General features: G+C 68.7%; 19 protein-coding genes and 1 pseudogene. 13 read left to right on the top strand and 7 right to left on the bottom strand.

The window, feature by feature from the left end; all coding sequences use genetic code 11:
- Positions 1-133: 133 nt before the first annotated feature.
- From amrb99_RS53170 to amrb99_RS16650, 3 genes are all read right to left on the bottom strand, one after another.
- Positions 134-2,377 (bottom strand): TraM recognition domain-containing protein, encoded by a 2,244-nt coding sequence (locus amrb99_RS53170; protein WP_190856875.1) that lies wholly within the window; start codon positions 2,375-2,377, stop codon positions 134-136.
- A 90-nt stretch (positions 2,378-2,467) separates the two neighbouring features.
- On the bottom strand, positions 2,468-3,094 hold the full coding sequence (locus tag amrb99_RS16655; RefSeq protein ID WP_190856874.1) for a hypothetical protein: 627 nt from the start codon (positions 3,092-3,094) through the stop codon (positions 2,468-2,470).
- 5 nt (positions 3,095-3,099) lie between these two features.
- A complete protein-coding gene (locus amrb99_RS16650) occupies positions 3,100-4,281 on the bottom strand; it encodes an NlpC/P60 family protein (RefSeq protein ID WP_190856873.1) in 1,182 nt (393 codons plus the stop codon).
- 381 nt (positions 4,282-4,662) lie between these two features.
- Here amrb99_RS16650 and amrb99_RS53165 point away from each other — a divergent pair, with 381 nt between their 5' ends.
- The 8 genes from amrb99_RS53165 to amrb99_RS16610 all read left to right on the top strand — a co-directional run bounded on the left by amrb99_RS53165 (position 4,663) and on the right by amrb99_RS16610 (position 14,827).
- On the top strand, positions 4,663-5,307 hold the full coding sequence (locus amrb99_RS53165; protein WP_347256712.1) for a DUF6668 family protein: 645 nt from the start codon (positions 4,663-4,665) through the stop codon (positions 5,305-5,307).
- A gap of 547 nt (positions 5,308-5,854) precedes the next feature.
- Positions 5,855-6,202, top strand: a complete 348-nt coding sequence (locus amrb99_RS16640; protein WP_190856871.1) for a hypothetical protein — start codon at positions 5,855-5,857, stop codon at positions 6,200-6,202.
- 68 nt (positions 6,203-6,270) lie between these two features.
- Positions 6,271-7,392 (top strand): hypothetical protein, encoded by a 1,122-nt coding sequence (locus amrb99_RS16635; protein ID WP_190856870.1) that lies wholly within the window; start codon positions 6,271-6,273, stop codon positions 7,390-7,392.
- 396 nt (positions 7,393-7,788) lie between these two features.
- On the top strand, positions 7,789-9,327 hold the full coding sequence (locus amrb99_RS16630) for a hypothetical protein (RefSeq protein ID WP_190856869.1): 1,539 nt from the start codon (positions 7,789-7,791) through the stop codon (positions 9,325-9,327).
- A gap of 19 nt (positions 9,328-9,346) precedes the next feature.
- On the top strand, positions 9,347-10,828 hold the full coding sequence (locus amrb99_RS16625) for an SCO6880 family protein (protein ID WP_190856868.1): 1,482 nt from the start codon (positions 9,347-9,349) through the stop codon (positions 10,826-10,828).
- Positions 10,825-12,396: an ATP/GTP-binding protein gene (locus amrb99_RS16620; RefSeq protein ID WP_190856867.1), complete on the top strand. Its 1,572-nt coding sequence runs from the start codon at positions 10,825-10,827 to the stop codon at positions 12,394-12,396. Before amrb99_RS16625 ends, amrb99_RS16620 begins: the two co-directional genes overlap by 4 nt.
- Before the next feature lie 1,032 nt (positions 12,397-13,428).
- Positions 13,429-14,274, top strand: a complete 846-nt coding sequence (locus amrb99_RS16615; protein WP_190856866.1) for a hypothetical protein — start codon at positions 13,429-13,431, stop codon at positions 14,272-14,274.
- A 217-nt stretch (positions 14,275-14,491) separates the two neighbouring features.
- Complete coding sequence (locus amrb99_RS16610; protein ID WP_190856865.1) at positions 14,492-14,827, top strand: hypothetical protein; 336 nt, start codon at positions 14,492-14,494, stop codon at positions 14,825-14,827.
- A 352-nt stretch (positions 14,828-15,179) separates the two neighbouring features.
- Here the strand turns inward: amrb99_RS16610 and amrb99_RS16605 are convergent, their stop codons facing one another.
- The gene (locus tag amrb99_RS16605; RefSeq protein WP_190856864.1) at positions 15,180-16,076 is read right to left on the bottom strand and encodes a sigma-70 family RNA polymerase sigma factor; all 897 of its coding nucleotides are present in this window, start codon (positions 16,074-16,076) and stop codon (positions 15,180-15,182) included.
- Between the two features lie 289 nt (positions 16,077-16,365).
- Between amrb99_RS16605 and amrb99_RS16600 the strand changes: the two genes are divergently transcribed.
- From amrb99_RS16600 to amrb99_RS16590, 3 genes and pseudogenes are all read left to right on the top strand, one after another.
- Positions 16,366-16,542 (top strand): hypothetical protein, encoded by a 177-nt coding sequence (locus tag amrb99_RS16600; RefSeq protein WP_190856863.1) that lies wholly within the window; start codon positions 16,366-16,368, stop codon positions 16,540-16,542.
- A 1,145-nt stretch (positions 16,543-17,687) separates the two neighbouring features.
- The gene (locus tag amrb99_RS16595) at positions 17,688-18,419 is read left to right on the top strand and encodes a hypothetical protein (RefSeq protein WP_190856862.1); all 732 of its coding nucleotides are present in this window, start codon (positions 17,688-17,690) and stop codon (positions 18,417-18,419) included.
- A gap of 43 nt (positions 18,420-18,462) precedes the next feature.
- Positions 18,463-19,446: pseudogene (locus amrb99_RS16590) on the top strand (IS630 family transposase).
- Here amrb99_RS16590 and amrb99_RS16585 read toward each other — a convergent pair.
- From amrb99_RS16585 to amrb99_RS53160, 3 genes are all read right to left on the bottom strand, one after another.
- Complete coding sequence (locus tag amrb99_RS16585; RefSeq protein WP_190856861.1) at positions 19,443-20,132, bottom strand: response regulator transcription factor; 690 nt, start codon at positions 20,130-20,132, stop codon at positions 19,443-19,445. The pseudogene amrb99_RS16590 and the gene amrb99_RS16585 sit on opposite strands and share 4 nt — an antisense overlap.
- 994 nt (positions 20,133-21,126) lie before the next feature.
- Positions 21,127-22,044, bottom strand: a complete 918-nt coding sequence (locus amrb99_RS16580) for a 2-dehydropantoate 2-reductase (RefSeq protein ID WP_190856860.1) — start codon at positions 22,042-22,044, stop codon at positions 21,127-21,129.
- A gap of 59 nt (positions 22,045-22,103) precedes the next feature.
- A complete protein-coding gene (locus amrb99_RS53160; protein ID WP_190856859.1) occupies positions 22,104-23,072 on the bottom strand; it encodes a YbhB/YbcL family Raf kinase inhibitor-like protein in 969 nt (322 codons plus the stop codon).
- Between the two features lie 411 nt (positions 23,073-23,483).
- Between amrb99_RS53160 and amrb99_RS53155 the strand changes: the two genes are divergently transcribed.
- Positions 23,484-23,888: a CGNR zinc finger domain-containing protein gene (locus tag amrb99_RS53155; RefSeq protein ID WP_190856914.1), complete on the top strand. Its 405-nt coding sequence runs from the start codon at positions 23,484-23,486 to the stop codon at positions 23,886-23,888.
- Between the two features lie 99 nt (positions 23,889-23,987).
- Positions 23,988-24,389: a helix-turn-helix transcriptional regulator gene (locus tag amrb99_RS53150; protein WP_190856858.1), complete on the top strand. Its 402-nt coding sequence runs from the start codon at positions 23,988-23,990 to the stop codon at positions 24,387-24,389.
- Positions 24,390-24,422 lie beyond the last annotated feature (33 nt).

Below are 24,422 nucleotides of genomic sequence, written 5' to 3'. Positions count from 1 at the left end.
GGCGGCGAGGTTCTGTGGTCCGGTCGGCGCTCCGGCCGGGTGCGGCACCGGCCGCCCGGACCGGCCGCCGCACGTCAGGCCCACAGACGGACCGTCCGGCGCGCGGCCTTCGCCGCAACCCCGGACGGCCTCCTCACCACACGATCGACTCATCGTCGTCCGCCGCGGAGTTCGCGGGCGCCGTGCCACCGGCGTCCGCTGATCCGTCGGCCGCCCGCCTGTCGGCCGCCGTTCTGGCCGTCACGCGCTGGTCGGCCGCTCGCTCGTCGGTCGCCGTTCTGGCGGTCGCTCGCTCGTCGGTCGCCGTTCTGGCGGTCGCTCGCTCGTCGGCCGCCGTTCTGGCGGTCGCTCGCTCGTCGGCCGCCGTTCTGGCGGTCGCTCGCTCGTCGGCCGCTGCTCTGGTGGTCGCTCGCCGGTCGGTCGCTCGTTCGTCGGCCGACGTGTCGTCGCTCGACCAGGCGTCGCTCGGCCGGGCGTCGTTCGACCAGGTGTCGGTCGGCCGGGGCGGCGGGTCGTCGGCCGGCCGGGTGTCGGTCGCCCGGGGGGCGCTCGGCGGGGCGTCCGGCGGCGGGTCGTCCTGCGGCCCGCCAGCGGGCGGCGGATCGGCGGGCGGCGCCCCGGGCGGGACGGCCGGGGCCGCCGGGGCGTTCATCTGGCGGATCATCGCCTCGACCGCCTCCTTGCCGCGGACGATGGCTTCCCGGTCCTTCCGCTTCCACCAGGGGGTCAGCCACATCTCGACGGGACGGGCGGTGCCGGCGACGACGACGGCGCGGCCGAAGCGCATGGTCCGCAGCTCCTCGGGGCTCAGGATCTGCTGCCCGTTGTGCTTGCCCACGAGGTCGGAGAGGTCGGAGATGTCCTTGATCGTTCCGGCGCCGCCCGAGATGATCTTCATGGTGGCGTTGTCCAGCAGGGCCGCGGTGCGGTCCGCGCCCCACTTCGCGCGGGCCTCCGCCAGCGACGTCAGGTAGACGTGCACGGAGATGGAGTAACCACCGGACTCGCCCATGTAGGTCGGCAGGCCGCCCGACACGAAGACGTCGGCGACCTGGTTGAGCTCGAAGGTCAGCGGCGGGTCGAGGCGACCCGTCGGGTTCTTCATCGCCACACCGCGCGCCGACCGGAAGTACTGTTCCAGGATCGTGGTGACGACCGGGGCGATGCCGCCCCAGTCGGGCTGCCTCTTCGCGACGAAGTACAGGGTGTTCCGGCCCTTGAGGAACTTGGCGAAGTCGAACTCCTCCCCGGGCTCCGGCGAGCAGTCCTCCAGGACGGGGGGATGCGAGAAGGCGTGCATGACCTGCATCACCCCGGACCACAGGCGCTCGTCCCGCATGTTGAACTCCAGTTGCCCCGTGTACCCCGGGGCGGTCCGGCCTTCCCGTTCGCCCCGCCGCAGGATCTCGAGCGGCTCCTCCCCGTTCGCCTCGTAGATCCAGCGCATCACCTCACGGAAGTTGACCCTGCCGATCGCGCCGGCGTGCAGCAGGCACCGGATGATGGTGATGACGCCACTGAGGACGATGCCGCCTTCCCGCCCGATCGAGAAACCGCTCGCCTCCACGAGCGTGCCGGACCGGACCGCGCACACGTTCGGGTCCTCGCACCCCTGCAGCGGTGACCAGCGCATGCGGTTCGGCCATCCGGTCCAGTTCCACGGGTCGAACACATAGACCTCGCCGTACTGCGCCCGGATCATCGCGGTGTTGACGAACGTCTCCCGACGGCTGGAGGTGACGATGACGGGGCCCGGGGCGTCGATGGTGAACGGCGTGACGAAGTGCACGTCCTTGCCCTGCCGCGGCGCGGAGATGATGATCGCCATGTCCTCGATGGACGCGTACAGCTTGCGCCGGGACCTGATGTCCCTGCCGAGGTAGAAGCCGACCTCCTCGGGTTTGATCGTCCGGACGTTCTGGCCGTGCGTCGACGGGCGGGCCTGCCAGGCCTTGTTCTGCACGGTCCGGGCGCTCAGCAGCTTGCGGACCTCCCAGCCGGAGGCGTACCCGAGGCGGAACCGGCGGACCGTCCTGCGGCGCCGGAAGTTGAGGAACAGCCGTACCGCAAAGTAGGTCCCCACCGCCGCGACCGTGAGGAACAGGATGAGCAGGGTGAAGAAGACGGGTGCGGAGCCAAGGGCCGCCGCGGCGGCGGGCGGCCACGCGCTTCGCGGGTCGCTCGGATGGGTCAGGAGCCTGAAGGCGATGCCGATGCTGTCGGTGGGGTCGGAGTCTGGCCACCCACCGCCCGCGATCACACCGGACACCTGACCTGCCAGCCAGGTCAGGAAACTGCTCGCTCCTCCCAGCAGCACGACCAGCAGACCGATGCCGAAGAAGAGCGTGTAGACGTCATCGTCGTCACTACCGGCCACAGAACCTCCTCGATCGTTGGGTCCGGATGTGCCTGTTCTCGGGCCGCGGCGAACGCCGGATCCGCCGCGCGCCGACCGGCCTCGCCCTGGTCATGCCGTGGTGACCCCCGAGACCTGCCAGCCGCCGTCTCGGCGGATCAGGCTGACGAAGGCGATCGCGTGGACGGGCTTTCCGGTCCAGCCGTCCCGGCCGGTGGGGGTGACGGTGACGCCCCATTGGCGATGGGCGGTCGCGGCGGTGTCGGCGCCGATCCCGTCCTCGGGGGCCTGGCGCGTCAGGTGGACCCGGGCGTAGGCCCGGTGATCACGCCAGAGGGAGGGCACCGCTCCGGCCGGTTCGGCGTTCACTCTCTCGGCGTACTCCGGAGACAGGTACGGCTTGGCCCGCAGGTAGGCGTCGAGTTGGCTGCGGTCGGTCGCGGCATCGACCGTCCACATGACCTTGACGGCCGCCCGCGAGACCGCGGTCGCGTCGCCGCGGTCGACGGTCTTCGGGTCGGGGAGGCCGCCGTGCGGGGTGGCGGTGGGCGCCGGCGCGATCGCAGCGGGGGCTGAAGGGGCCGTAGCGGAGGCGGAGGGGACGGACGGCGCGTCCGCTTTGTTGCCGTCCGACTTCAGCCGCTGCGGAAGGACGTACGCCAAAGCGAGCACTACGGCCACGACCGCCACGCAGCCGAGCCCGGGCCGTGGTAGGGACGCTCGTTCCTGGTCGGCCATCCGCATCAAGCCTTCGCCGTCATGGCGAACCGGAGCCCGCCGTTGAATTCGCTCCAGTCCATCGGGGCCACTTTGACGACGGTTCCCGTATGCGGCGCGTGGACCATCTGTCCGCCGCCGACATAAATCCCGACGTGATGCGGCGGGGCTCCGATCGGTGTGGAGAAGAAGACCAGATCGCCGGGCTGAAGTTGCGAGCGGCTCACCGGCTTGCCGCGGCGATCCTTCTGCTGCTGCTGGCTGGTGCGTGGAATCGTGATCTGCCCGCCGGTCGCGTGGTAGACCGCGTACAAGGTCAGACCCGAGCAGTCGAAGCCCCCCTTGGTTGGCCCGTTGATGTCGCCGCCTCCCCACACGTAGGGTTTTCCCAGCCATCTCTCGGCGTAGTCGATGATGCGCTTGCCAAGCGGTGACGCGGCGTTGTCGAGGGGGGCGCACGCCATTCCGGCGTTGTTGGAACCGTCGAGAGAGAAGTTATTTCCGCCGTATTTCTTGGCCCACGAGAGCACCAGGTTCACATAGTCCCAGGAGTGGTTGTAGGCGTAGATCGCCTTCCTGGTGTTCTTTGGCGCGCCGCTGGCGTGCAGGTAGTTGGCGGCGGCGAAGATCGCGTCCGCCGGGTCGTAGCGGCTCTTGGTGCCGTTGGGCTTGCCGTCCGTTCCGGGGCCGTCGATCGCGTAGGCGTTCCAGGTACCCTGAAGGAACTGCATCGGACCGCCCGCGCCGGCGTAGTTCTCCCCCGAATGCACGCCCGGAAGAGTGGAACGGCCGTGGTCGGTCTCGACCTTTCCGATCCCGGCGAGCACGTACCAGGGGATTCCGCCGAACCTCGGGTCCGCGGACGCGGCCTTGTAGAGCTTGAGGTAGTTCGAGGGAATGGTGTTCGCGGAGCTTCCGGGCGCCAGCGCAACATTCTGCACGGTCCCCGCACCGACTGGTTCCGCGCCGGAGGCCATGGTGTAGGCGGCGGGCAGAGTGCTCGGGCCCGTCCTCGAGGGGCTCGGTTTCGGTGCGTTGCTCAGCAGATCCGGTCCGGCGGGGTTGGCCGGACCGCAGATATTCAGGATGCCGGACGCGTCGTTCATCTTGCTGATCACGAGCGCGACGGCGAACATGAGCGCCACGAGAATTGCCGTCCCCGAGCAGCCCAGTCCGGCTATGAGCCGCAGCCAGAAGAATTTTCTCATCGGGCACTGTTCGTGGAAGGGGTGATGATGTGGCACCTCGCGATCGCCGGCGAGGCCGCCGATGTCCCCCGGTGCCGGTGAAGCGCGCGGCCAGCGCCGTCGGTCTGCTCTCCCGGCATGTCCCACCTCCCTGTGACCCGCCGATCAAGACAGTGCGGTCGTCGGACGGTTACGCAAGCCGCCTCTGGCGGCCGCGCTCGTCCGGGCGGTCGAAGAACTCGGGAGGAGCACGGCAAACCACCGCTCGGACCGTAGGATGGCGAAGCCGCGGCGACACGCAGAAGCCGGGGAGCCGAGCGTGTCGCGATTGACGATGTCGACGGCCTGTGGACGGTTGACCCCGAAACCGCAGAGCCGCTCGCAACTTCACTTAGAGGGGGCATGGTGATGCGACCATCACTGAGCGGCGCCCAATCACACGGAGGGACCGGCCGCGAGACTCCGCTGAGCACGTCGGGCACAGCGACGTACGCCCATCAGCAGGCGGGGCCTCCACGCGGAGGCTTCGCTGCGCAGAGGGTCATACCAGCGGAGCAAGGGCCTTCGCCGAAGAGCGCGCTCGGGGTGGTCACTTACAGCGGCCAAGGCCCCGCCCTCTGGCTCTCCTCATGTCATGGCGGCGCCGGTGTGTCCACCCTGGAGGCTCTTCTCACCGACTGCGGGAGCGCGGGACGCTACTGGCCGGTGCCCGTACCGCATGGACGATCGCGGGTACTGCTGGTCGCCCGCGGCCACGCGTCCGGGTTGATGGCCGCTCAGACCGCCATGCGTCAGTGGGCCGCGGGGGGGCTTCCGAGCGTGCAGTTGCTCGGCCTGGCGGTGGTCGCCGACGCCCCCGGGAAGCGCCCGAAGCCGCTGTCGGACCTCTTGCGCCTGATCGCCGGCGGCGTCCCCCAATTGTGGGAGCTCCCGTGGGTGGAGGGTTTCCGCCTCGGTGATCCTCCGAACCAGGTGAAGCTCCCTTCTGCCTACATACGTCTGATCCGCGACATGAACGGCGTGGTTTCGGCGGGGACGGACACCTGACCTGGGGGTTCCACCGGCGGCGGCCGGGCTGAGCAGGTAGTGCAGCCGGAGTCGTGCCGACCGGTCGGTCCGGCGCCGGTGTCAGGACGATCCCGGCGGCGGTCGCGCCCTGTGAGCCTGGCGTGCGTCGCCAGATTCCCTGCCAGATTTTTGTGCCCGCAGACGGTTGCCGATCGCACCGGCCCACGGACCGTCCTGAGCGTAGAGCAGAACGGTGCTCGGGAGGTGTTCGTCTCGTCGGTCCAGCCCTGGCCGGCGTAGTGACCCCTTCTGAGAGGGGGCCATCAATCATGCAAGAGGCGAACACAGTCCGGCCACGGTGGGCATTCGGCGACGCTGCCGCCGGTTCCGCTGGGGTCTCGCAGGCGACAACGGCCTCGATCCCGCACTCCTTCAGCCGGTCCCAGCGGACGGCCTGGGACGCTCCCCGTCGCGCGCACCAACGGCTCCGACCCCTCAGCCTCGTGCCTCCCGGAGCAGGCCGATGCGCCATCGGCCCGCACGCGGCCGGCTCAAAGTCCCAACCACGTCATCTTGGAGGACGCGCATGCTCGATCTGATGGTCTCGCACGCCGCCGACCTGGCCCACCATGTGTCACACCTCCCCCACGCCGCTCCATCCGGAGAACCCAGCGGAGGCCCGGTCCCGAATCCCGGCGGTACCGAGGAACCGCCGTTCAAGGACGCGCTGATGACGATGGTCAAGTGGGGGATGTGGGGTGCCCTCCTCTGCTGCGTGGTGGGCTTCATCATCATCGGCGCCAGGATGGCACTCCAGCACAAGAGGGGCGAGGGCGGCGGCCATGTGGGAAGCATGGCCATCGTGGGATTCGCCACCGTCGTCATCATGACCGCCTACCAGATCGTGTCGCAGCTCGCCAAGGGGGCGGGTTAATGACCCTCCGGCCCGTCCGCTCAGCATGCGGAGGGCCGCGTCAGCGCGCAGCATCTCCGAGCCGATGCATGGCGGTCCTTCCCGTCGTCATCATCATGCTGGGGATCGGCCTGGGTGTGGTCGGCCTGCTCGCTGTTCCCGCCGCTGAGGCGGCTCGCCTTGCGCCCGCTGGCGGCGAACTGGGGGGGACTTCCCAGACGGCGGGCAAGGCAGTCGGCGATCCAGTGCGGCTAGCGGTCGATATCGGGGCGGTTCAGGCGCCGGGTCGTGTGGCCACTGCTCGGCTTACGGCGTTCAAGGCCCCCGTCGACTGGCAAAGTACGAAACACATAGTGACCCGTGACTCCGACCCCGGCGGCAACCTTCAATGGGACCCGCAATCGGGCCGGATCAGGATCTGCGACACCGAGGCGGACAGCCATGCCGTCGACGCCAAAGTCTTTGCAGGGTCGAGCGGTGTGGTCTACGTCTACAGAGGCGGGAAGGGGCACTGCCGTGAAGGAGCGATTCCAAATTACGACAAGAGCAAGACATACAAGTTCAAGGTCTGCCTGATCACGAATCACGGGGAAAGCTACTGCAACACCAGTACGAATGTAATCATAGCGAAGAGCAAGTCGTCCCTCCTGTTTCCGGCGGACGCTTATTGCGAGAAGGTGTCCGGGAAGGCTTCGGACTGCGGCCCCGCGGATGGTGATGCTTGTTATTCCGAGCCGAAGTCGGCCAAAGATATGTGCGAGAAGGATTTTGAAAAGACGGCCGCCCCGAATCCGTGTGTTGGCCTGACGGAAGCAGCCGCGGCAGTCTGCCGGGAGGATACGGCAGGTAAGCTCAACACAGGAAAAGTAGGGAAGGACGGAGTCTTCGACATCGGGCGACCAAATGGGGCAAAACCTCCCAAGGGGGATGCTGCGTCCATCGATGACAGGCCCATCCTGTCGCGTGATAACGCGTCCGGAGCGGGCGGGCCCAGCGAACCGATCAATATATTGCTCGGCTGGTTGAAGTGGACCGTCCTGGGCGCGTGCGAGGTAGGGGTCGTGATCGTCGGTGCCAGAGCTGCGATCAGACACAAGAGGAGCGAGGCCGGCGCGCACGCCACCGGCCTGGCCTGGGTGATGATCGCGTGCGTTGTCGCGGGCTCTGGACTGGCCTTCGCCTTCGTCTCTTTCGTGGTCAATCCACTCTAGGGTCTGAAGCCGGATGGCCTGCGGCCGCCTGGGCATCTCTCGGGACCCGCCCGCTGAACGGCCTTGGGTCGTGAGGTCGCCGCAATGGCTCCCCGACCTGCGGCGAGGGCTCACCCCGTGGCGCCGGGAGACCCGCTGATCGCGATGCGATAGGAGCATAAACCTCCGATGCTCTCCGTGCGGCCGCAGGTTGGACCGTAACAAAGAGTTAAAGAGGAAGAACACGTCGTTGCTGGCCGCGACTGGAGAGGCGACGGTTGCTGCAACACCCGGTGACAGTGCGAAGCGGCTTCGGATCGCATTCGTTTCCTTGGTCGATCAGCTCTGACCTGGAGGTCCGTCTTGCCCGTGTTGGCCGCCCCTTTCGACTCGCCTGTCGACGACATCTTGAACGCCATGACCCTCTGGTTCATCAAGGGGATCGTGAAGGGCGCGCTCGAAAGTCTCCAGACCTGCCTGACCTGGTGGATGAGCGACACCGCTTATAGTGTGAACTTCGGCGGAAAGAGCGAGGGTGGCGTGCTCAACTCGCTGCGCGAGCACACTAACTTCCTCACCGCCATAGGGGCATTCGCGGGTTTCCTCGTCGCGGCATTCCGGGTCGCCATCCAGCGTAAGGGCGAGCCTTTCCGTGCAGCGTTCTCGCAGTTCGTCGAGCTGGTCATCATCGTGTTCACCCTGGCCACCGCTGTAAACTTGGGGAGCATTGCGAGCGATAGATACTCTACGTGGATCCTGCAGGACCTGGCTCCGCAGAACGGGGACTGGACCGCGAACTGGACCTCCAGCCTCAACTGGTTCAATGGGACTGGAACGATGTTCCTGCTCGGATTCTTTGCAATCGCCGCGCTGATATCCTCCTTGGTCCAGTTCGTTCTGATGCTCTTCCGTAGCGGTGCCCTCATCATTCTGGTCGGAGCACTCCCGGCGGTGGCCGCGTCGAGGTTCACCTCTTATGGAGAACGTGCCTACAGAAGGAGCATAGGCTGGCTGATATCATGGCTGGTCTACAAGCCGGTAGCTGCAACGATCTATGCCGCGGCGCTCAAGCTGATGCAATCCAAGAGTGAGGCGGACCGCCTTTTCGGTCTGGCTCTCGTCGGCGGTGCGATTTTTGCGCTACCGGCGACACTGCGGGCCGTCATGCCTTCGGTGGCAGAAGACAACAGCTTCTTCGGCGTGCGCCAGGTCGGTCATTTCGTCTTCGGCGGTAGCTCACTGAACGCCGTCCGGGGTGACAACGTCTGGACGGCCTCCAGGCAAGGAAGGCAGCGGCTGAGGGGCCTCCTGTTCGGTGCTCCGGGCGGTAACGCAGCCGCAGGCAATGGTGGTGGCGGTGGTGCTCCCGGGGCAGGTGCTCCCGGGGGAGGCCCTCGGGGCGGCGCTCCCGCGGCCGGTGCTCCTGGTGCTCCCGGGGCCGGAGGCCCTGGGCCTGGTGGTGCTCCCGGCGCCGCCGGGCCTGGCGGTGGTCCCGGAGGCGGCGTTCCCGGGCCCGGCGGGCTTGGCGGTGCTCCAGGAGCAGGCGGTGCTCCCGGAGCAGGCGGTGCTCCCGGAGCCGGCGGTGGTCCTGGGGCTGCTGGTCCTCCCGGCGCTCCTGGGGCCGGCGCTCCCGGATCTGGTGGCTCGACGAGCGGGGCCCCGGGCACCTCCGCAGGCGGTGCGGTTCCCGGCACGGGCACTCGGAGCTACCCGGGCTTTGTCGGCCCCAGCGGCGCGCCTGTCTGGGGAGGGCCCCGGGACGCTGCGGACGGCGCCCGAGGTCCTGTCGACGGTTGGGGGACGCAGGATTTCCAGGCCGCCGTTGAAAGCTTCGATGCCAATCAAAGGGTCATCAACCCCCGTAATGGCGGCCCGAGCGGCAATGACGGAACCGGCCGCAATAGCGGCGACGGAGGCGGCGGTAATGCCGGTCCGACTGGTAACTCGGGAACGTAAGGAAATGAGGTGAGCTGACGTGTCATCTGACTATCGCGAGCCCACGTACGGGAACTGGCGCAGACCCGTCTCGCCGGGGATCGGGCGACTGGGGCTGGCCGGCACTCTGATCCTCATGACAGGGCTGATCATCGTCACCCTGATCGCGACGGTGATGCCGTTGGCCGGCCTGGTCGGTGCCGGGGTGCTGGGACTGGTCATGCTTCCCCTGGTCATCCAGGACCAGCACGGCAGGACGGCACTCCAGTCGATCACGGCGCGGTCGAACTGGTGGTGGGGCCGTTCCCAGGGGTGGAATCTCTATCGCTCGGGACCTCTCGGCGTCGTCTCGCACGGCACGTGCCGGCTTCCGGGGCTGCTCGCCGCCTCCCGGCTGGTGGAGGGCCGCGACTCCTACGGGCGCCCGTTCGCCCTCGTGGTCGTCCCGTCGACCAGGCACTACACCGCGGTGTTCGAGTGCAACGCCGACGGGGCGGCTCTGGTCGATCAGGAGCAGATCGACGTATGGGTCGCCCACTGGGGGCACTGGCTGGCCTCGCTGGGCTACGAACCCGGCTTGGTCGCCGCGAGCGTCACCATCGAGACCGCCCCCGACCTCGGCCACCGCCTACGGCAGGAGGTGTACGCCAACACCGATCCGAACGCTCCGGCACTGGCCCGGGCGGCTCTGGAAGAGATCGTGTGGAATTACCCGGTGGGAAGCGCCCGGGTCTCCACCCGTATCGCGGTCACTTATGCGCCTCTGCCGCATCTCGGTGGTAAGCGTCGTGATCAGGACGCGATGGTGCGGCAGATCGGGATGCGCATTCCCGGGTTGATCTCCGGTTTGGAGATGACCGGCGCTGGATCCGCCCGCCCGATGACAGCGCACCAGCTCGCCGAAGCCGTGCGGACCGCCTACGATCCGGACGCGCAGTCGAGCATGGAGGCCGCGCAAGGCGAGTCTGCGCGCTGGGAGGACGCCGGGCCGGTCGCGGCGCAGGAATCATGGGACCACTACGTTCACGACAGCGGCCACTCCATCACCTGGGGCATGTCGGAGGCGCCTCGCGGTGAGGTGCTGTCCAGCGTGATGAACGGTCTGGTGTCGCCGCATCCTGACATCGCTCGTAAGCGCGTCACCTTCCTCTACCGGCCGCACAATCCAGCCTCCGCCGCTCGGATCGTTGAGCGGGACCGCAAGGACTCGCGGTTCCGCCTCGACGGGGCAGCGAGCGCTGCCCGCAGCGAGATCGACGTCATCAAGAGCGATCAGTCGGCCATCGAGGAGGCCAGGGGTGCCGGAGTGACCCGGTTCACCATTCTCGTCACCGCCACCGTTCACTCGGCTGAGGAGCTCCCGGTCGCGGCGGCGGCCGTCGATACGCTCTCGGCTCCCGCGCGTCTGCGGTTGCGGCGGATGTACGGGTCACAGGCGTCGGCATTCGCGGCCGCCCTTCCACTGGGCGTCGTCCTTCCTGATCACCTCAAGGTTCCTGCGCTGGTGAGGGAGTCTCTGTGAGCGGTCCGGAGGAATCGGTACTGGACGGAGAGCCGCCCGTCGACGCGAGCGGTGAGAAGGGCGGGAAGAAGCGCAAGAACAAGAACAAGGAGAAGACCGGCAAGGCCGGACGCATACCCGGGTACCGGGGTTTCGCCCGCCGTGGCGGAGGCCGAGTCTCCCACGTGGAGATGCCTTCGGAGTGGCGCGGCACCACGGTCCAGGTGTGCGGGCTGTGGCCGTTCGCCGCCGGGACGGGAACTCCCATGGTGGGGGTGCCACTCGGCCGGGAGCTGATCAGCGGTGCCGCGCTGTGCTGCGATCCGATCTCGTGGTTCCAGCGCGCTAACCTGATCCACAACCCGTCTGCCTTGGTACTGGGCAAACCCGGGTTGGGCAAGTCGACCCTGATCCGTCGGATGCTGTTGGGCCTCGTCGGTCAGGGGGTGTTCCCCATGGTGCTCGGTGACCTGAAACCTGACTACGTCGACCTGGTCAGGGCGATGGGCGGGCAGATCATCAAGCTCGGCCGCGGGCTGGGATCGCTGAACGTGCTCGATCCCGGCGCGACGGCCGACGTGGCGGCCAGGCTCCCCGAACGGGCAAGGACCAAGCTGATCGCCGACGCCCATGGCCGCCGGCTGAACATGGTCTCCGCGTTGCTCACGCTCGTGCGTGGCGGGCCGATCGCCGACACCGAGCGCACTGTCCTCAACGCCGCCCTGCGGGTGCTGGACGAGCGCCATCACGGCGTTCCCATCCTGTCCGATCTCATCAAGGTAATCGACGAGGGGCCCGAACGGCTCCGCTCGGTCACCCTGTCGCGCGGCGACGAAGTGCGGTACCGCACGGCCGTCGACCCGTTGCACGCCTCGCTGCTGGGCGTGATGGACGGACCGATGGGCGAGACGTTCGCGCGGCACACCACCACCGCGATCGAGCTGGACAATCCGGGGGGCGTCTGCATCGACATCAGCGGGATCGACGACTCCGACGCCGAACTTCAGGCGGCCGTCCTGCTGGCGTGCTGGTCGGACGGATTCGGCTCGATCGAGGCCGCGCACGCGCTGGCCGACGAGGGCCTCGCGCCCCAGCGGCACTTCTTCGTCGTGCTCGACGAGCTGTGGCGGGTGCTGCGGTCCGGACGCGGCCTGGTGGACCGGGTCGACGCCCTCACTCGCCTCAACCGCCAGCGCGGCGCGGGCCAGGTAATGATCACGCACACCATGGCCGACCTGCTCGCGCTGGCGGACGAGTCCGACCGGATGAAGGCCAAGGGCTTCGCCGAACGCGCCGGCATGGTGATCTGCGGCGGGCTGCCGCAGGCGGAGATGCCCATGGTGAACGAGGTGGTGCGCCTGTCGTCCATCGAGGAGCGCATGATCGTCGACTGGTCGACGCCGCCGTCCTGGAACCCCGACCTGAAGGAGGACAGCGAGCCTCCGGGGCGCGGCAGGTTCCTGGTCAAGGTCGGAGGCCGGCCCGGCATCCCGTTCAAGGTGGAGCTGACCTCCGTCGAGAGGGACGTCAACGATACCAACAAGCGCTGGACCAACTCGACCACGAGGCCCCCCGCCAGGACCATGTGACCGGCCCGGGCGCGGTGGCGTCCGCACCGCGGCGGCGTCCGCGGCGCGGTGCCGAGCCCGGGCGGTCGACTCCGTCGGCCAGGAAAGGAAAACCGGCCCATGTCGTCGCCGCCTCAGGAACCCACAGAGGGAATGGACTTCTGGTCGGTCATCGAATTCGACGGGGAACCCCGGAAGAAGGGGACCCTCGGTACCGAGAACGACAAGCGCGTCGCCGGTCGCCTCCGGGCACCGGCCCCCGTTGAGCGCGCGCCCCGGACGGCGCTCTCCTCCGTGCGGCCGGCGCCCTTCCCACCAGGCGCCGCCGAGCAGCCGCTGCCCGCTTCCCACGTGACCGAACCCCGTCCGCCCAAGCAGGACGGCCCGGCCCCCGTCCCTCCACCGAAACCACCCCGAACCGCCCCGCCCCCGCCGCCCCGCACCGAGGCGACCCCAACGAAACCACCTCAGGCCGAGCCGTCCCGAGCCGAACCGCCACCGACGAAATCGCCCCAGGACAAAGCAGCATCAGCAAAACCACCCCGGGTCGCTCCGCCTCCGGTCGTACCGCCCCAGGTCGAGCAAGCGCTAGCGGTCGAGCCGTCCTCGCTCGAAGCGCCCCAGGCTGAGCCGCCCCGGGCCGCCGCGCCACCGGTCGAAACACCCCGGGGCGCAGCGCCACTGGCGGAACCGCCCCGAGCCGAAGCGCCACCCGCGAAGTCGCCCCGGGCCAAGGCGGCATCAGCGAAACCACCCCGGGCCGAGCCGTCTCCGGTCGCACCGCCCCAGGTCGAGCAAGCGCCACCGGTCGAGCCGCCAGCGGTCGAGCCGCCAGCGGTCGAGCCGTCCTCGCTCGAAGCGCCCCAGGCTGAGCCGCCCCGGGCCGCCGCGCCACCGGTCGAAACGCCCCGGGGCGCAGCGCCACTTGCAGAACCACCCCAGCCCGAGCCGCCGACGATCGAATCGCCCCCGGACGGAGCGTCATCGGCCGAGTCGGCTTCAGTTGAGCCGCCCCAGGCCGAACCATCCCCGGTAGAACCGCCTCCGGTCGAGGTGCCTCCGGTTGAGGCGTTTTCGGAGGAGGCGTCTGCGGCGGAGTCGGCGGGTGGGGGGCCGGGGCCGGACGAGGACTGGGAGACCGCCGCGCGGATCGCGGCGTCGATCAGGCCGTCGATCGGCCGGATGTGGCTCGACATGCTGAGCCGCCACACCGGCGGCGATCCCGCGATGGCCCGGAAGGTCTACTACGTCATGGGCGGCCTGCACCTCATCGGCGAGTTGTGGCAGGACCCCCGGGTCATGGAAGTGCACGTCCGCGGCAAGCGGGTGACGGTGTTCGGCGAGCACGGCGTCCACGAGGTCGCGGAGTTCCCGAGCGAGGAGGCCGCCCGCCGGGCCGTCGAGAGCGCCGAGGCCGCGCAGGACCGGATGGACGCGCGCGTGACCCGCGCGGGCGAGTCGGTCGTGGTGAGCCGGCGCACCATGCGGGGCCCGACCATCGCCGGGCTCCTCGAGTCGGGAGTCGTCACCAGGGAACTGCTCTCCCAGGTCGAGGCGGCGCTCGCGCGCCTGGAGACCGTGACCGTGACGGGGCCCGCCGCGCGGGTCGTCATCCGGGCCTTCGCGCCGCTCGTCCCGCCGGGCAGCCGGGTCTTCGAGGGACCGCACGCGGTCCTGCCCCCGGGCTGCGTGGCCGCGGCGGAACCCCTGGACGCCGACTACGTGATCGGCGTGCGGCCCGGCGCCACCGCCGAGCGGATGGCGTCGGCCGGCCAGGTCGGAGCGCTGATCGCCAACCCGGAGTCGGAGATCCGGGCGGCCGTCAGGCTCGTCGTCACGGGCCGGTCCGCGGCCCCCGAGATGGTGATGCGCGCGCTGACCCGGGTGATGGCGCACTGAGCGGAGCCCGCCCCGGCGGTCACGGACGCGGTCCGGCGGCGGCCGGGGCGGGCTCCTCACGCGTTCCCGAAAATGAACGTTGCGGCGGGCCGCCATGTCCGGACGGTACCTATACGAGGGGCCTGAAAAGGGAAGGCGAAGAGTCCGGCCCGACGATTGGATTCGCCTTCGACGTCGATTCTTCGGCCGACTTCATGACATGGAGGCACGTACCGAAATGAGCCTGGTCACCGGTGGCCGATCGGGGGAGGAAGTTGACGGGCCGGAGGAGGGACCCTACGAGTTTCTGGAGCAGTTGGCGACGGAATTGAACGCCGGGCAGTTGATGCGGGCCCGGGTGGAGCGGACGGCCGGGGGCGCCTGGGTCAGGGTGAGCAACCCGAAGACCGGATGGTTCAGCGAGCGGGTGAAGTGCTACCCGGATCCGCTGGCCGGCGACGTCCTCTGCTACTGGTGGGAGTGGGGCTCGAAGATCGGCCCGGTGGACGACGTGCGCGGATGCGTCGCGGTGATCGCCCGCGTGCTCGACCCGGAGCCGGAGGTGGGTCCCTGACCTGGGAGCGGCGGGGCTCGCGGCGCGGACCGCGAGCCCTCCCCCGGTGAGCCGGGCTCGCTGCGGCGTGCCGGGCGGGTCCGGAGGAGCCGAAGAGCGGGGAGGCGGGCCGGTGCCCGCCGAATGCGAATCCATTCCCCCGCGGTGGTGGCAGAAGTGCGCCGTTCCCGGACGATAATAGACGAGGTCGCCTTCCGGCTTGGTACCGGTCGGTAAAGGCGGTCTCCCGCAAGGAATCCTGCTCCCTTGGCTGCCAATGGCGCCAGTTGAGGGAGCAGGTGCCCTTTTCCAGTGATGGGTGAACGGCTCGCCGTTCGCCGGTAACCGCATTAATCCCGTAGTGGAATGCGATTCAGATCGCGCCCGCGACCGGCTCGACGAGCTTGGCCAGGGCCTTCTGCTGGATCTGCCGCACGCCCTCGCGGGAAAGGCCGAGCTGCTCGCCGATGAGGCGGAGCGACTGCCCCGGTTCGCCGTTCAGGCCGAACCGGCGGGTGAGCACGTGGAGTTCGCGGGCGTCGAGGCTCGGCAGCCCCTGGTCGTGGAGGGCGCGGAGCTGCGACCGCAACTCCACCTTGTCCTCCAGGTTCTGTGTCGGATCGACGAGCCGCTCCTCGAGCGAGATCATCTCGTCGTCCCGGCCGCTGACCGAGGCGTGCAGGCTGTCCAGTCGGGGGGCGTCCAGGACGCGGCGGACCTGCGCCTCGGTGACGCCGGCCCGCTTGGCGATCGCGGCGGGGTCGGGTGGGGTCGCCTTGCCGTTCTCCTCCAGCAGCGCGCGCTCGGCGGCGAGGATGGCCGGGCGCTTCTCGAAGTCGCCGAGGTTCAGGTTCGGGTGCTCGGCGTCCCGGACGGCCCGCAGCACCTCCCGCTGGATCGGCTTGAAGGCCCAGCTCGCGAACAGGCCCTGCGCCGGGTCGTAGGACGAGATCGCCCACAGCAGCCCCACCTTGCCGGCGCTCTCGTAGTCCTCGCTGTGCTCGGACGACCGGGACGTGAACGCGGCGACGTAGCGGCGCACCAGACCGAAGTTCGCCGTCATGATCTCGTAGGTGAGATCGTCGAGCTCGCGCTCGGCCTGCCGCAGCTCGGCCTCCCGGTCGGCGTCGGCCTCGCCGGTGCCGCAGCTCGCGCGCAGTTCGGCGATCGTCATCTGGAGTCGCCTCCGGCGGGCGAACAGCTCCTCGTTGCGTGTCCGGATCCGGTCAGAAGTCTGAGAGCCCTCGCCGGCCGGCCGCACGGTCTCCATCGTCTCTCCCCACCTCGTGATTCACGCAGCCATCAGACGAAACGATCTCGGAGAAAGAGGCAGCCTCAAAAGGGTTGTTGACATGCTCGTTGCAGCTCCGGAGCGTCCGTTCGGCGCGCCCGGCGGCGGCGTCGCGGAGCGGTCGGGAGAGAGAATTGGCAGGTGGCGGCGGTCATCGGCGACCGGCGGCCGTCCTGCGGGTTCGGAGGGCGCCGAGCCGCCGTTGATCTGGAGTTGATCTCGGCTGGAATTCGTGTTGAAACCTCGGAGAACGCTTGCAGAGGCGCTGATGCACGATGTTGCTCAAGAAGAAGCGTTGATGGCGCGCGCGTCCGGCGCCGACCTGGCGCCGATACCGGCTTCGCGGGCGGCCGGCGCGGGCGCCGCGGTCCGCTCGCGCCGCGCTGCGGAGCGGCGAAATCAGTTCACGGAGCGCGATTCCTTCGGCGCCGCGAACTGGTCCTGATAGTTTCAGGAGTAGTTGAACTGCAACTTGCAGGGCTCGCGGCGGAGGCATGGAAACTCTGCATCCGACGTGCGCTTCGCAGAGCATTTGCCTCGTGGTCGCGCGCCTTGCATGGCGGCGTTCGCGACGCCGCCCGCTCGCATATTTTCACATAGTGATGTATCCGCGACAATCCTTGGGCGGGATGTGGTTCTCGCCATCGCGCCGTGCGGCCTCCGCCGTTCGAACAGTCCCCTCTCCGGCCGGTGACCTGGACGGAGAGCCGTGCGGGTTCGAACACATGAGGATGTCGATCCCCCGTGCCGGCACGCGGCCGCGTTGCCGACCGCCCCGCGGGCGCGTCTTTCCCCGGCCGGGGACGCCGGCCTCGCGGGGAAGTTGAATTTTAAAAGAGATCGGCGCGAGGGGCTGCCCGCAATGCTTCTGCCGATGGCCCGCCGAGGCGGAGAAAGCCATGGAATCCGAGTTCGAAATATGCCTCGGAATTGTCGGGCGGCCCGCCGGACCGTCCTATACCGGTGCCCGGACGAACATCTCGCGGGCGGCCGGGCGGACGCCCGGAAGTCGGCCCTCCCGGGCCCGGCCCGCACTCAAGATCATCGCTCGCCCCGTCCGGCCCCGTCGATAGGGGTGACCTGGCGGGCATCGCCTCGCATGCGGACAACGGCCCGGCCGGCGCGGGCGGCCCGATCGGCGCCCCGGTAATCGCGAGAAACGCCCGTAAGCTCGGCGAACAAAGGGGAGCAGGCCGCCGATACCACGTCAAGGTCCGTGCTTCCGTGTGAGGGCTGTGCCGTCCTCCTGAAGCGATGTACCTTACACAAAGGCCGCTGTTCACGCAGCGGCCTAACCACTATCGTGCAGGCACGATTAGCATGAAGTCAGCTCAGTGTTCAGGGGGCGGGGGTCCCCATTCCTACTGCCGCACCGGCAGGTACGGAGCTGCCTGGGCCGAAGCTCGAGGAGGGGACGTTGGAGTTTGCCGAAGATCCACTTGATCGTGCCGCCTTCCCGCGCGGCACTCAGGCTCGCCCCGCGCTGACGGGCACCGGCCGGGGCGCGGCGAGGGGCCGCCCCGCCGCCGGCCGCACGACCGGCGCGGCCCGCCGGTCCGCCCCGGTGGGAAGCCGAGGATCTGCCGGCTGATGCACCCTCGGTTCGTACACGCCCGGGTGGAGTCCCCTCCCCGCGGCGTCCAGGATCTGACCGTCGACGACGCCGCCGACCCCGACTCCCTCGTCGCGGCGGGCCAGGCGCTCACCTGGCGGGCGCGGTTCACCGCCGGCTCCCGCACCGCCATACCGCTGTCTGACACGTGCGCGCTCGTCGTCGAGCAGGAGGAGCCGGCCCCGGAGGGCTGGCACGACAGGTTCGTCCGCGGCCTCGCCCACCGGCTGGCGGGCGAGCTCACCATCGCCACCTTCGGCGCCGGGGAGCGGCCCGCGCCCGTCTCGGGGGAGGACGCCGACTGCGCGGAGCTGCTCGGCTCCGCCATCGACGGGCTCGGCCGGCTGCTGGCCGACCTGGAGGACGCGCAGACGCCCGAGGAGACCGCGGAACGGATGGTGGCCGACACCGCCGGCACCCACCTGGCGCTCCTCGGCGCCGTCACCGACCAGCAGGTCGCCGTGCGGCAGGAGGCCGGGTTCACCGTGCACAGCGTGCGCTCCGTCGCCGCGGGCGCGACCCGGGCCGATCTCGAGCGGGCGCGGTCCCGGGTCGGGCTGCCCTGGCCCTCCCAGGCGGGCGCGAGCGTCGGCGAGGAGCTGGGGCTGGCCCGCTGGTGCACCGCGATGCAGGTGCGCGGCCACCAGATGTGGAGCCGGCTCCAGGACGACGACGCGCTCGTCACCGACCTCTGGCTCCGCGATCCCTAGTGTTCTGAGTCAATAGTTCGTTGGTAGTCGGTAGGCTGCGGGAATGCCGGGCCCGAAGCTTGAACCGGTGGTGTTGATCGACGAGGAGCGGGCGGTGCTGGCAGGGTGTGTGCGGCGCCGCAAGTCCTCGTAGGCGCGGATCGTGCTGTTGTACGCCGAGGGCGGCACGATCGCCCGGGTCGCCGAGTAGGCCCGGGCCTCGCGTAACACCGTGTCGAAGTGGCGGTCGCGGTTTCTGGCCGATCAGTTGGAGGGCCTGACCGACGAGCCGCGTCCGGGCCGGCCGCGTGTGATCTCCGATGAGCAGGTCGAGCGGGTCGTCACCGCGACGTTGGAGGAGACGCCCGGTGCCGACACGCACTGGTCGACGCGGTCGATGGCGGCGGCGACCGGGATGTCGCAGTCGGCGGTCTCGCGGATCTGGCGGGCGTTCGGCCCCAAGCCGCACACCGTGCAGACCTGGAAGCTGTCCACCGATCCGCAGTTCGTGGACAAGGTCCGCGATGTGGTCGGGCTGTACCTGAACCCGCCTGAGAACGCGCTGGTCCTGGCCGTCGACGAGAAGTCGCAGATGCAGGCGATCGACCGGACGGCCCCGATCCTGCCGATCATGCCCACCACCCCGGCGCGGATGGCCCACGACTACGTCCGGCACGGAACGACCAGCCTGTTCGCCGCCCTGGACCCTTGGTCGGGATCAGTGATCGCCCAGCACTACCGCCGGCACCGCCATCAGGAGTTCCTGCGGTTTCGCAAGCTGATCTATCCGCCACCCGGTTCCATCTGCACTTCACCCCGACCAGTTCGTCCTGGCTCAACCTGGTCGAGCGCTGGTTCGCCGAACTCACCAACCGCAAGCTGCGCCGCTCGGCCCACCGCAGCATCGTCGAACTGGAGCGCGACGTCCGAGGCTGGGGCGACGAGTGGAACAAGCACCCCAAGCCGTTTCATATGGACCAAGCCCGCCGACGAGATCCTCGAGACCCTCGCCGCACACCGCCAACGAATTAACGACTCAAGGCACTAGCGTGTCTCGGGGACGAGGTATCCGTATCCGGTTTGGGTGATGATCAGTCCGTCGCCGAGTTTGCGGCGTAGTCGGGAGACGTGTTCGGCGAGTGTTCGGGAGACGCCGCGGCTGGTTCCCCATATGTCCAGCATGAGTTCTTCCTTGGAGACCGCCCGTCCGCGGTTGGCGGCGAGGAACTCCAGGATGGAGTATTCGAGGGGAGCCAGTCGTACCGCCTCCCCGTTCTTGTAGACCTGTCGGGCGGCGAAGTCGATGGCGATGGGTGGGATTTCCACCAGGTTGTCGTCTGCTTGGTTGTCGCGGTGGGTGCCGGCGGTTGCCTGGGTGCGTCGCAGGACGGCTTCGATTCTGGCGAGTAGCAGTTCGGGGTTGAAGGGTTTGGTGATGTAGTCGTCGCCGCCGAGCCTTAGGCCGAGGGCCTGGTCGTGGATCTCGGTTCGGACGGTGAGCAGGATCACGGGGATGTCGTTGCCTTCTTGGCGCATCTCCAGGATCAGTGACAGGCCGTTGGCGTCGGGCAGGTTGACGTCCAGCAGTGTGATGTCGGTGTTCCCCCGGCGGAGTGCTTGGCGGGCGAGTTCTCCGGTGGGGACCGCCTCGACCCTGTGGTGGTGTCTGCGTAGGAGGGTGGAGACCACCTTCACCAGGCGGGGATCGTCGTCTATAACCAATATCCGCGCCATACCTCATCGTATCCGGGTAGAAGAAACGGTCAGGGAAGAATGGAGTGGGACGCGGTCGGTGAACGGCGTCGGGGCGTGATCGGGGCGGCTTCTGCACAGTCGTTGGTGGGGCCGCCGCAGCTGGCGATGCGCGGTACTCGTCAGAGTCGCCCCGGGAGCTTGCCGTAGAGCGGCTCTGCAGTGCCACCCTCGTCGCAGGCGTCCGGGGGGAGGGTGAACGGTCACGGCTCGCCCACGTTCCCGGCGAGCCGCATCACCAGTTCCAGCATGTTGATTCGGGCGACATGGGCTTCCCCTTGGGAACCGACGTGCGCGCCGCTTCCGCGATCATCCAGCCTCGCATGACCAAGTCCGTTGTGTTCTCCAACTTACTTCAGTATCCGCCACCAACCAAGTTGGAATACACAACCCACCGTCGAATGTGCCATCCCTCACGGTCCGGCAGCCAGCCGGGGTCGCCACAAGCCCCAGATTCCGATGGCCCCAGTCTCCGCAGCCCCGTCACCACCCCGCCGCCCCGGCGGAGTCCACGGCCCCAGTCGAGCCGTCAGGCGTAGTGGGTGGAGTAGAGCCAGTGAACGCAGCAGGCGTGGGGGAGAGCGCTCGTACGTCGCGCAGGTCGCGGTGTGATGCATATCCCGGATAGGGGGGCAAGATGGACCTGTCAACGCTTTCCAGCCCATGCGCCATCGCGAGTTCGCACGTTGCCACTTGGCCTACTTCCGCGTGATTCTCATCCAGCCGTGCTAATCCAGTGGTGTGGCCGATAAACACCTCAATCGAGAAGGACATCTGGCCTTGGACTCTTGGCCCTGCAGTTGTTTGTGGTTGTGGCCGCGTGAAGGGTTGGGGCGTTAGCCGGCCATAGAAAGGCGACCCGGGTGGGGCGCTGGGGGGTTGGATATGGTGCCCCAGGACATGGGCGGCGGCGCGGAACGCCACCGAAGGTCCGGCGGCATTCCGCGCCGCCGGACGCTTCGTTTTTTGGCGTTGGTCAGGGTGCTGCTGGATGGGCGAGCGCTGTTAGTTCTGTGACGAGTGTGCGGGTGATTGGTGCCGGTATGGCGTGTTGGTCTGCGGCGCGTAGCAGTGCTCCGCCGATGGCGTCCAGTTCCAGCGGGCGAGCGGCTTCGGCATCGCGTTGCATGGAGGATTTGGTTTCCGGTGGGAAGTCGTCGTATGCCCGCATCACCGTGTCGGTGTTGATCTCGGGTGCGAAGGTGCGGCCGATCGCTGTGGTCTCTTCGACCAGCTCGAGTAGTTCTTGTCTCCGGGCTGAGCGCAGCTCGCCTATGGGTAGTGCGTGTCGTGTCGTCAGCAGTGCCATGGGGGCGAGAAAGCTCATCTTGCGCCATAGGGTGGCGGTCTGGTCGGGCTGTACTTTGGTGCGGACGCCGGCTGCGTTGAGCATCGCGGCCGTGGCGTCGAGGCGTGGGGAGGGTACGGCATCGCCGGCCAGGTCGATGTCGGTGAACGGGCTGCCGTGTTCGATGACGCCGGGGGCGGTCCGGGTGGATTCGACGCGGATGACCGCTGGCGCCACCAGTTCCGGGCGGTACCGCCGGCATAGCAGGTCGGGATGTTCGACGCCGTTGAGAAGCGGAACGATCAGAGCGTTGTCGACGGCTGCCGGCGGGACGCGCTGCAAGGCGGCCTGGAGTGCGGTCTGCTTGCAGGTGATCAGGCACAGGTCGACTGGTTCGGTGAGCTCGGTAACGGCCTCGACTGCCGCGGTGAAGTCACCGAACTGGGTGCTGTGCACGCTGATCCCAGTGCGGAGCAGTGTGGCCGCGGTCGACTCGCCGGCCACGCAGATCACTCGGTGTCCGGCGCGGGCGAGCAGTGCGGCGAGCAGGCCGCCTACGCCGCCAGGGCCGAGCACGGCCACGGTGGAGGGTGCTGAGTCGTTCATCGTGCTCCTTGCTGCGGTTTATGGATATCTGGGTGTTTTGATGCGATTTCGTCGAGACCCTATCTTCGAGCCGTCGGTCGTACTCGATCGCGGCCGCGGGTTCCCGTGCGGGGCCGGTCGAGCCGGTAGGTGGGCCGGAGGACGCCACGGGCGATGGTGTGCGCGGTCAGCAGGGAACCGGCGTATCCGGCGCTGGCGTCAGCGGTCAGGCCGAGGTCGTCGGTGTCCACGGCGTGAACCGCGAACACATACCGGTGTGCGGGGTCCGTGCTCGGTGGGGCGGCGCCTCCATAGGCGTGGGCGCCGAAGTCGTTGCGCAGATGCAGTGCACCGGCTGGAAGGTGCCCGCCGTCACCCCGGCCGGCGTTGCCCGGCAACCCGGTGCAAGTGGCGGGCAGCCCGAGCAGGATCCAGTGCCAGAAACCGCTGCCGGTGGGGGCATCCGGGTCGTAGCAGGTGATTGCGTAACCCTGCACGTCTTGTGGTGCGCCGGTCCAGTTCAGTTCCGGGCTCTTGTTCCCGCCGCCGAGGCTGTCGTGGACGTGCGGTCGGGCGAGGGGCTGCCCGTCGGCGATGTCGGGGCTGCGCACGGTCAGGGCGGCGACCGGCGGGAGGAGGTCGTAGGGGTCGGGCGCCTGGGGGCGGCCGGAGTCATAGGTGCTGATCTCGACGAGGTTCTCGTCCGGATCCCGCAGATAGATGCTGGTGATGGGGCCGGTGGCTCCCGTGCGCGCGACCGGCCCCAGTTCGATGGGCACGTTCAGGGCGCGCAGATGTTCCTGGATGCAGGCGAGGGTGACGGCGCTGATCAGGCACAGGTCGGCTGAGCCGGGAGTCGGGTGCGCGGCTCTGGGTTCCAGTTCACGTCCGGCCTGGTGGAGGTTGAGCTTCTGTCCGCCGAAGGTGAGAGCTTGCCTGCCCTCGCCGAAGGCCACGGCTCTCATCCCCAGCACGGTGCTGTACCACTTGATGGTGGCCGGGATGTCACGGACGGTCAGTACGAGGTGGTCGGCACGGACGATGCGCATCGAGTCTCCTCAGAACGTGGCTGCACGCCTTGGTGGTGGTCCTGTGAGCGGACGTTGGACGGGTTCGTTCAGACGATGGCGTCGGCCCGCCCGAGGCGAAGAGAGCCGTGTTCTGCAGTGCGTGAATGCGGCCAGGGCGGTCTTGTGGACCGGCATATTCCCCCTGCGAACAGGACTGCCGGTTCTCTCGTCGGTCGCTGGTCGCCGAGCCGCTCGATCACCACGCGCGCAACACCAGGGCCCACGCTGACCACGGCGAACAGGCCGGCGGCTGTCGTCGTGATGCAGCGCAGGACGCGCGCCCCCGCCAGTCGATCACGTCACACGTTATACTCGTGACGCGGAAGCCGATGCAACCCGGAACAGAGACGTCCCTGCTGAGGAACTGCGGTTCAACTCCGTTCCGGCTGCCTGTGCCTGGCCTTCGTCGCCACGGTCGGCGAACGGTGGCGCGGCAATCACGAGCGCCTGCGAGAACCGGCCGACCTGAGGCGGTGGTATCGCGAGTACGGACTGCTCGACGAACCGGTCGCGGTCACGCCGACCGGCCTGGACGCAGCCCGCACGCTGCGCGAGGCGATCCACCGCGTCGCCATCGACCTGTTCACCGGCATCGCCGCCGGTCGCATCCGTGGATGCGCAAGCCCCGAGTGCGCCCTGCTGTTCGTCGACACCAGCCGCCTCGGACGCCGCCGCTGGTGTTCCAGCGCCGCCTGCGGAAGCAAGGACCGATCCGCCGCATACCGCCGGCGACAAGCTGGGCGCGTTTCCTGGACCGCGGTTTCGCCGGCCTGGTGGACATCCCGGGTTCGGTGAAGCCTGTGACGCATACCTACTGTTGTGAGGTGGTGGAGCATTGAGGACCCGTCCCGCAGTCCGGCCGCTACTTCTCAAGGCCACAGCGGCGTCTTCCACATGACGCGCGACGTGCGACCCGTCGGAGAGCGGTTGCGCGCATGGCGACGGCTGCGGAAACTGAGCCAGCTGAAACTGGCGTGCAAGGTGAACATGTCGAACCGGCACCTGAGCTATGTGGAGACAGGCCGGTCGGTGCCGAGCCGCGACATGGTGCTGCGGCTTGCCGAGTACCTGGACGTGCCGCTGCTCGACCGGAACCTCATGCTGCTCGCGGCCGGGTACGCGCCGGTGTCCGACATGCCGCTGCGCAACCCCAACCTGCTGCTGCTCGCGGCAGGGTGCGCCGCAGTGTTCGACATGACGCCGAGCCTGCCGATGCGGCCGGGCGAGACGGCCGTTAGCTCAGTGACCTCCAGGGCCCAGCCCGCTTCCATCAGCGGGACCGGACTCCAGCTGTGATCGCTGGTCGAACTCTTCCAGCCCGTTGGCGAA

The organism is Actinomadura sp. RB99 (assembly GCF_014706005.1).
In the GTDB taxonomy this organism is placed as follows: domain Bacteria; phylum Actinomycetota; class Actinomycetes; order Streptosporangiales; family Streptosporangiaceae; genus Spirillospora.
Note: the sequence above shows the minus strand (reverse complement) of the source record. Positions and strands in the feature narration are given on the sequence as shown.

What these genes read in the sequence shown, in the direction of transcription:
- amrb99_RS16655 (WP_190856874.1), bottom strand. Translation starts at nt 3,094, where the DNA reads ATGGCCGACCAGGAACGAGCGTCCCTACCACGGCCCGGGCTCGGCTGC.
- amrb99_RS16650 (WP_190856873.1), bottom strand. Translation starts at nt 4,281, where the DNA reads ATGAGAAAATTCTTCTGGCTGCGGCTCATAGCCGGACTGGGCTGCTCG.
- amrb99_RS53165 (WP_347256712.1), top strand. Translation starts at nt 4,663, where the DNA reads ATGGTGATGCGACCATCACTGAGCGGCGCCCAATCACACGGAGGGACC.
- amrb99_RS16640 (WP_190856871.1), top strand. Translation starts at nt 5,855, where the DNA reads ATGCTCGATCTGATGGTCTCGCACGCCGCCGACCTGGCCCACCATGTG.
- amrb99_RS16635 (WP_190856870.1), top strand. Translation starts at nt 6,271, where the DNA reads ATGGCGGTCCTTCCCGTCGTCATCATCATGCTGGGGATCGGCCTGGGT.
- amrb99_RS16630 (WP_190856869.1), top strand. Translation starts at nt 7,789, where the DNA reads ATGACCCTCTGGTTCATCAAGGGGATCGTGAAGGGCGCGCTCGAAAGT.
- amrb99_RS16610 (WP_190856865.1), top strand. Translation starts at nt 14,492, where the DNA reads ATGAGCCTGGTCACCGGTGGCCGATCGGGGGAGGAAGTTGACGGGCCG.
- amrb99_RS16605 (WP_190856864.1), bottom strand. Translation starts at nt 16,076, where the DNA reads ATGGAGACCGTGCGGCCGGCCGGCGAGGGCTCTCAGACTTCTGACCGG.
- amrb99_RS16600 (WP_190856863.1), top strand. Translation starts at nt 16,366, where the DNA reads ATGCACGATGTTGCTCAAGAAGAAGCGTTGATGGCGCGCGCGTCCGGC.
- amrb99_RS16595 (WP_190856862.1), top strand. Translation starts at nt 17,688, where the DNA reads ATGCACCCTCGGTTCGTACACGCCCGGGTGGAGTCCCCTCCCCGCGGC.
- amrb99_RS16585 (WP_190856861.1), bottom strand. Translation starts at nt 20,132, where the DNA reads ATGGCGCGGATATTGGTTATAGACGACGATCCCCGCCTGGTGAAGGTG.
- amrb99_RS16580 (WP_190856860.1), bottom strand. Translation starts at nt 22,044, where the DNA reads ATGAACGACTCAGCACCCTCCACCGTGGCCGTGCTCGGCCCTGGCGGC.
- amrb99_RS53160 (WP_190856859.1), bottom strand. Translation starts at nt 23,072, where the DNA reads ATGCGCATCGTCCGTGCCGACCACCTCGTACTGACCGTCCGTGACATC.
- amrb99_RS53150 (WP_190856858.1), top strand. Translation starts at nt 23,988, where the DNA reads ATGACGCGCGACGTGCGACCCGTCGGAGAGCGGTTGCGCGCATGGCGA.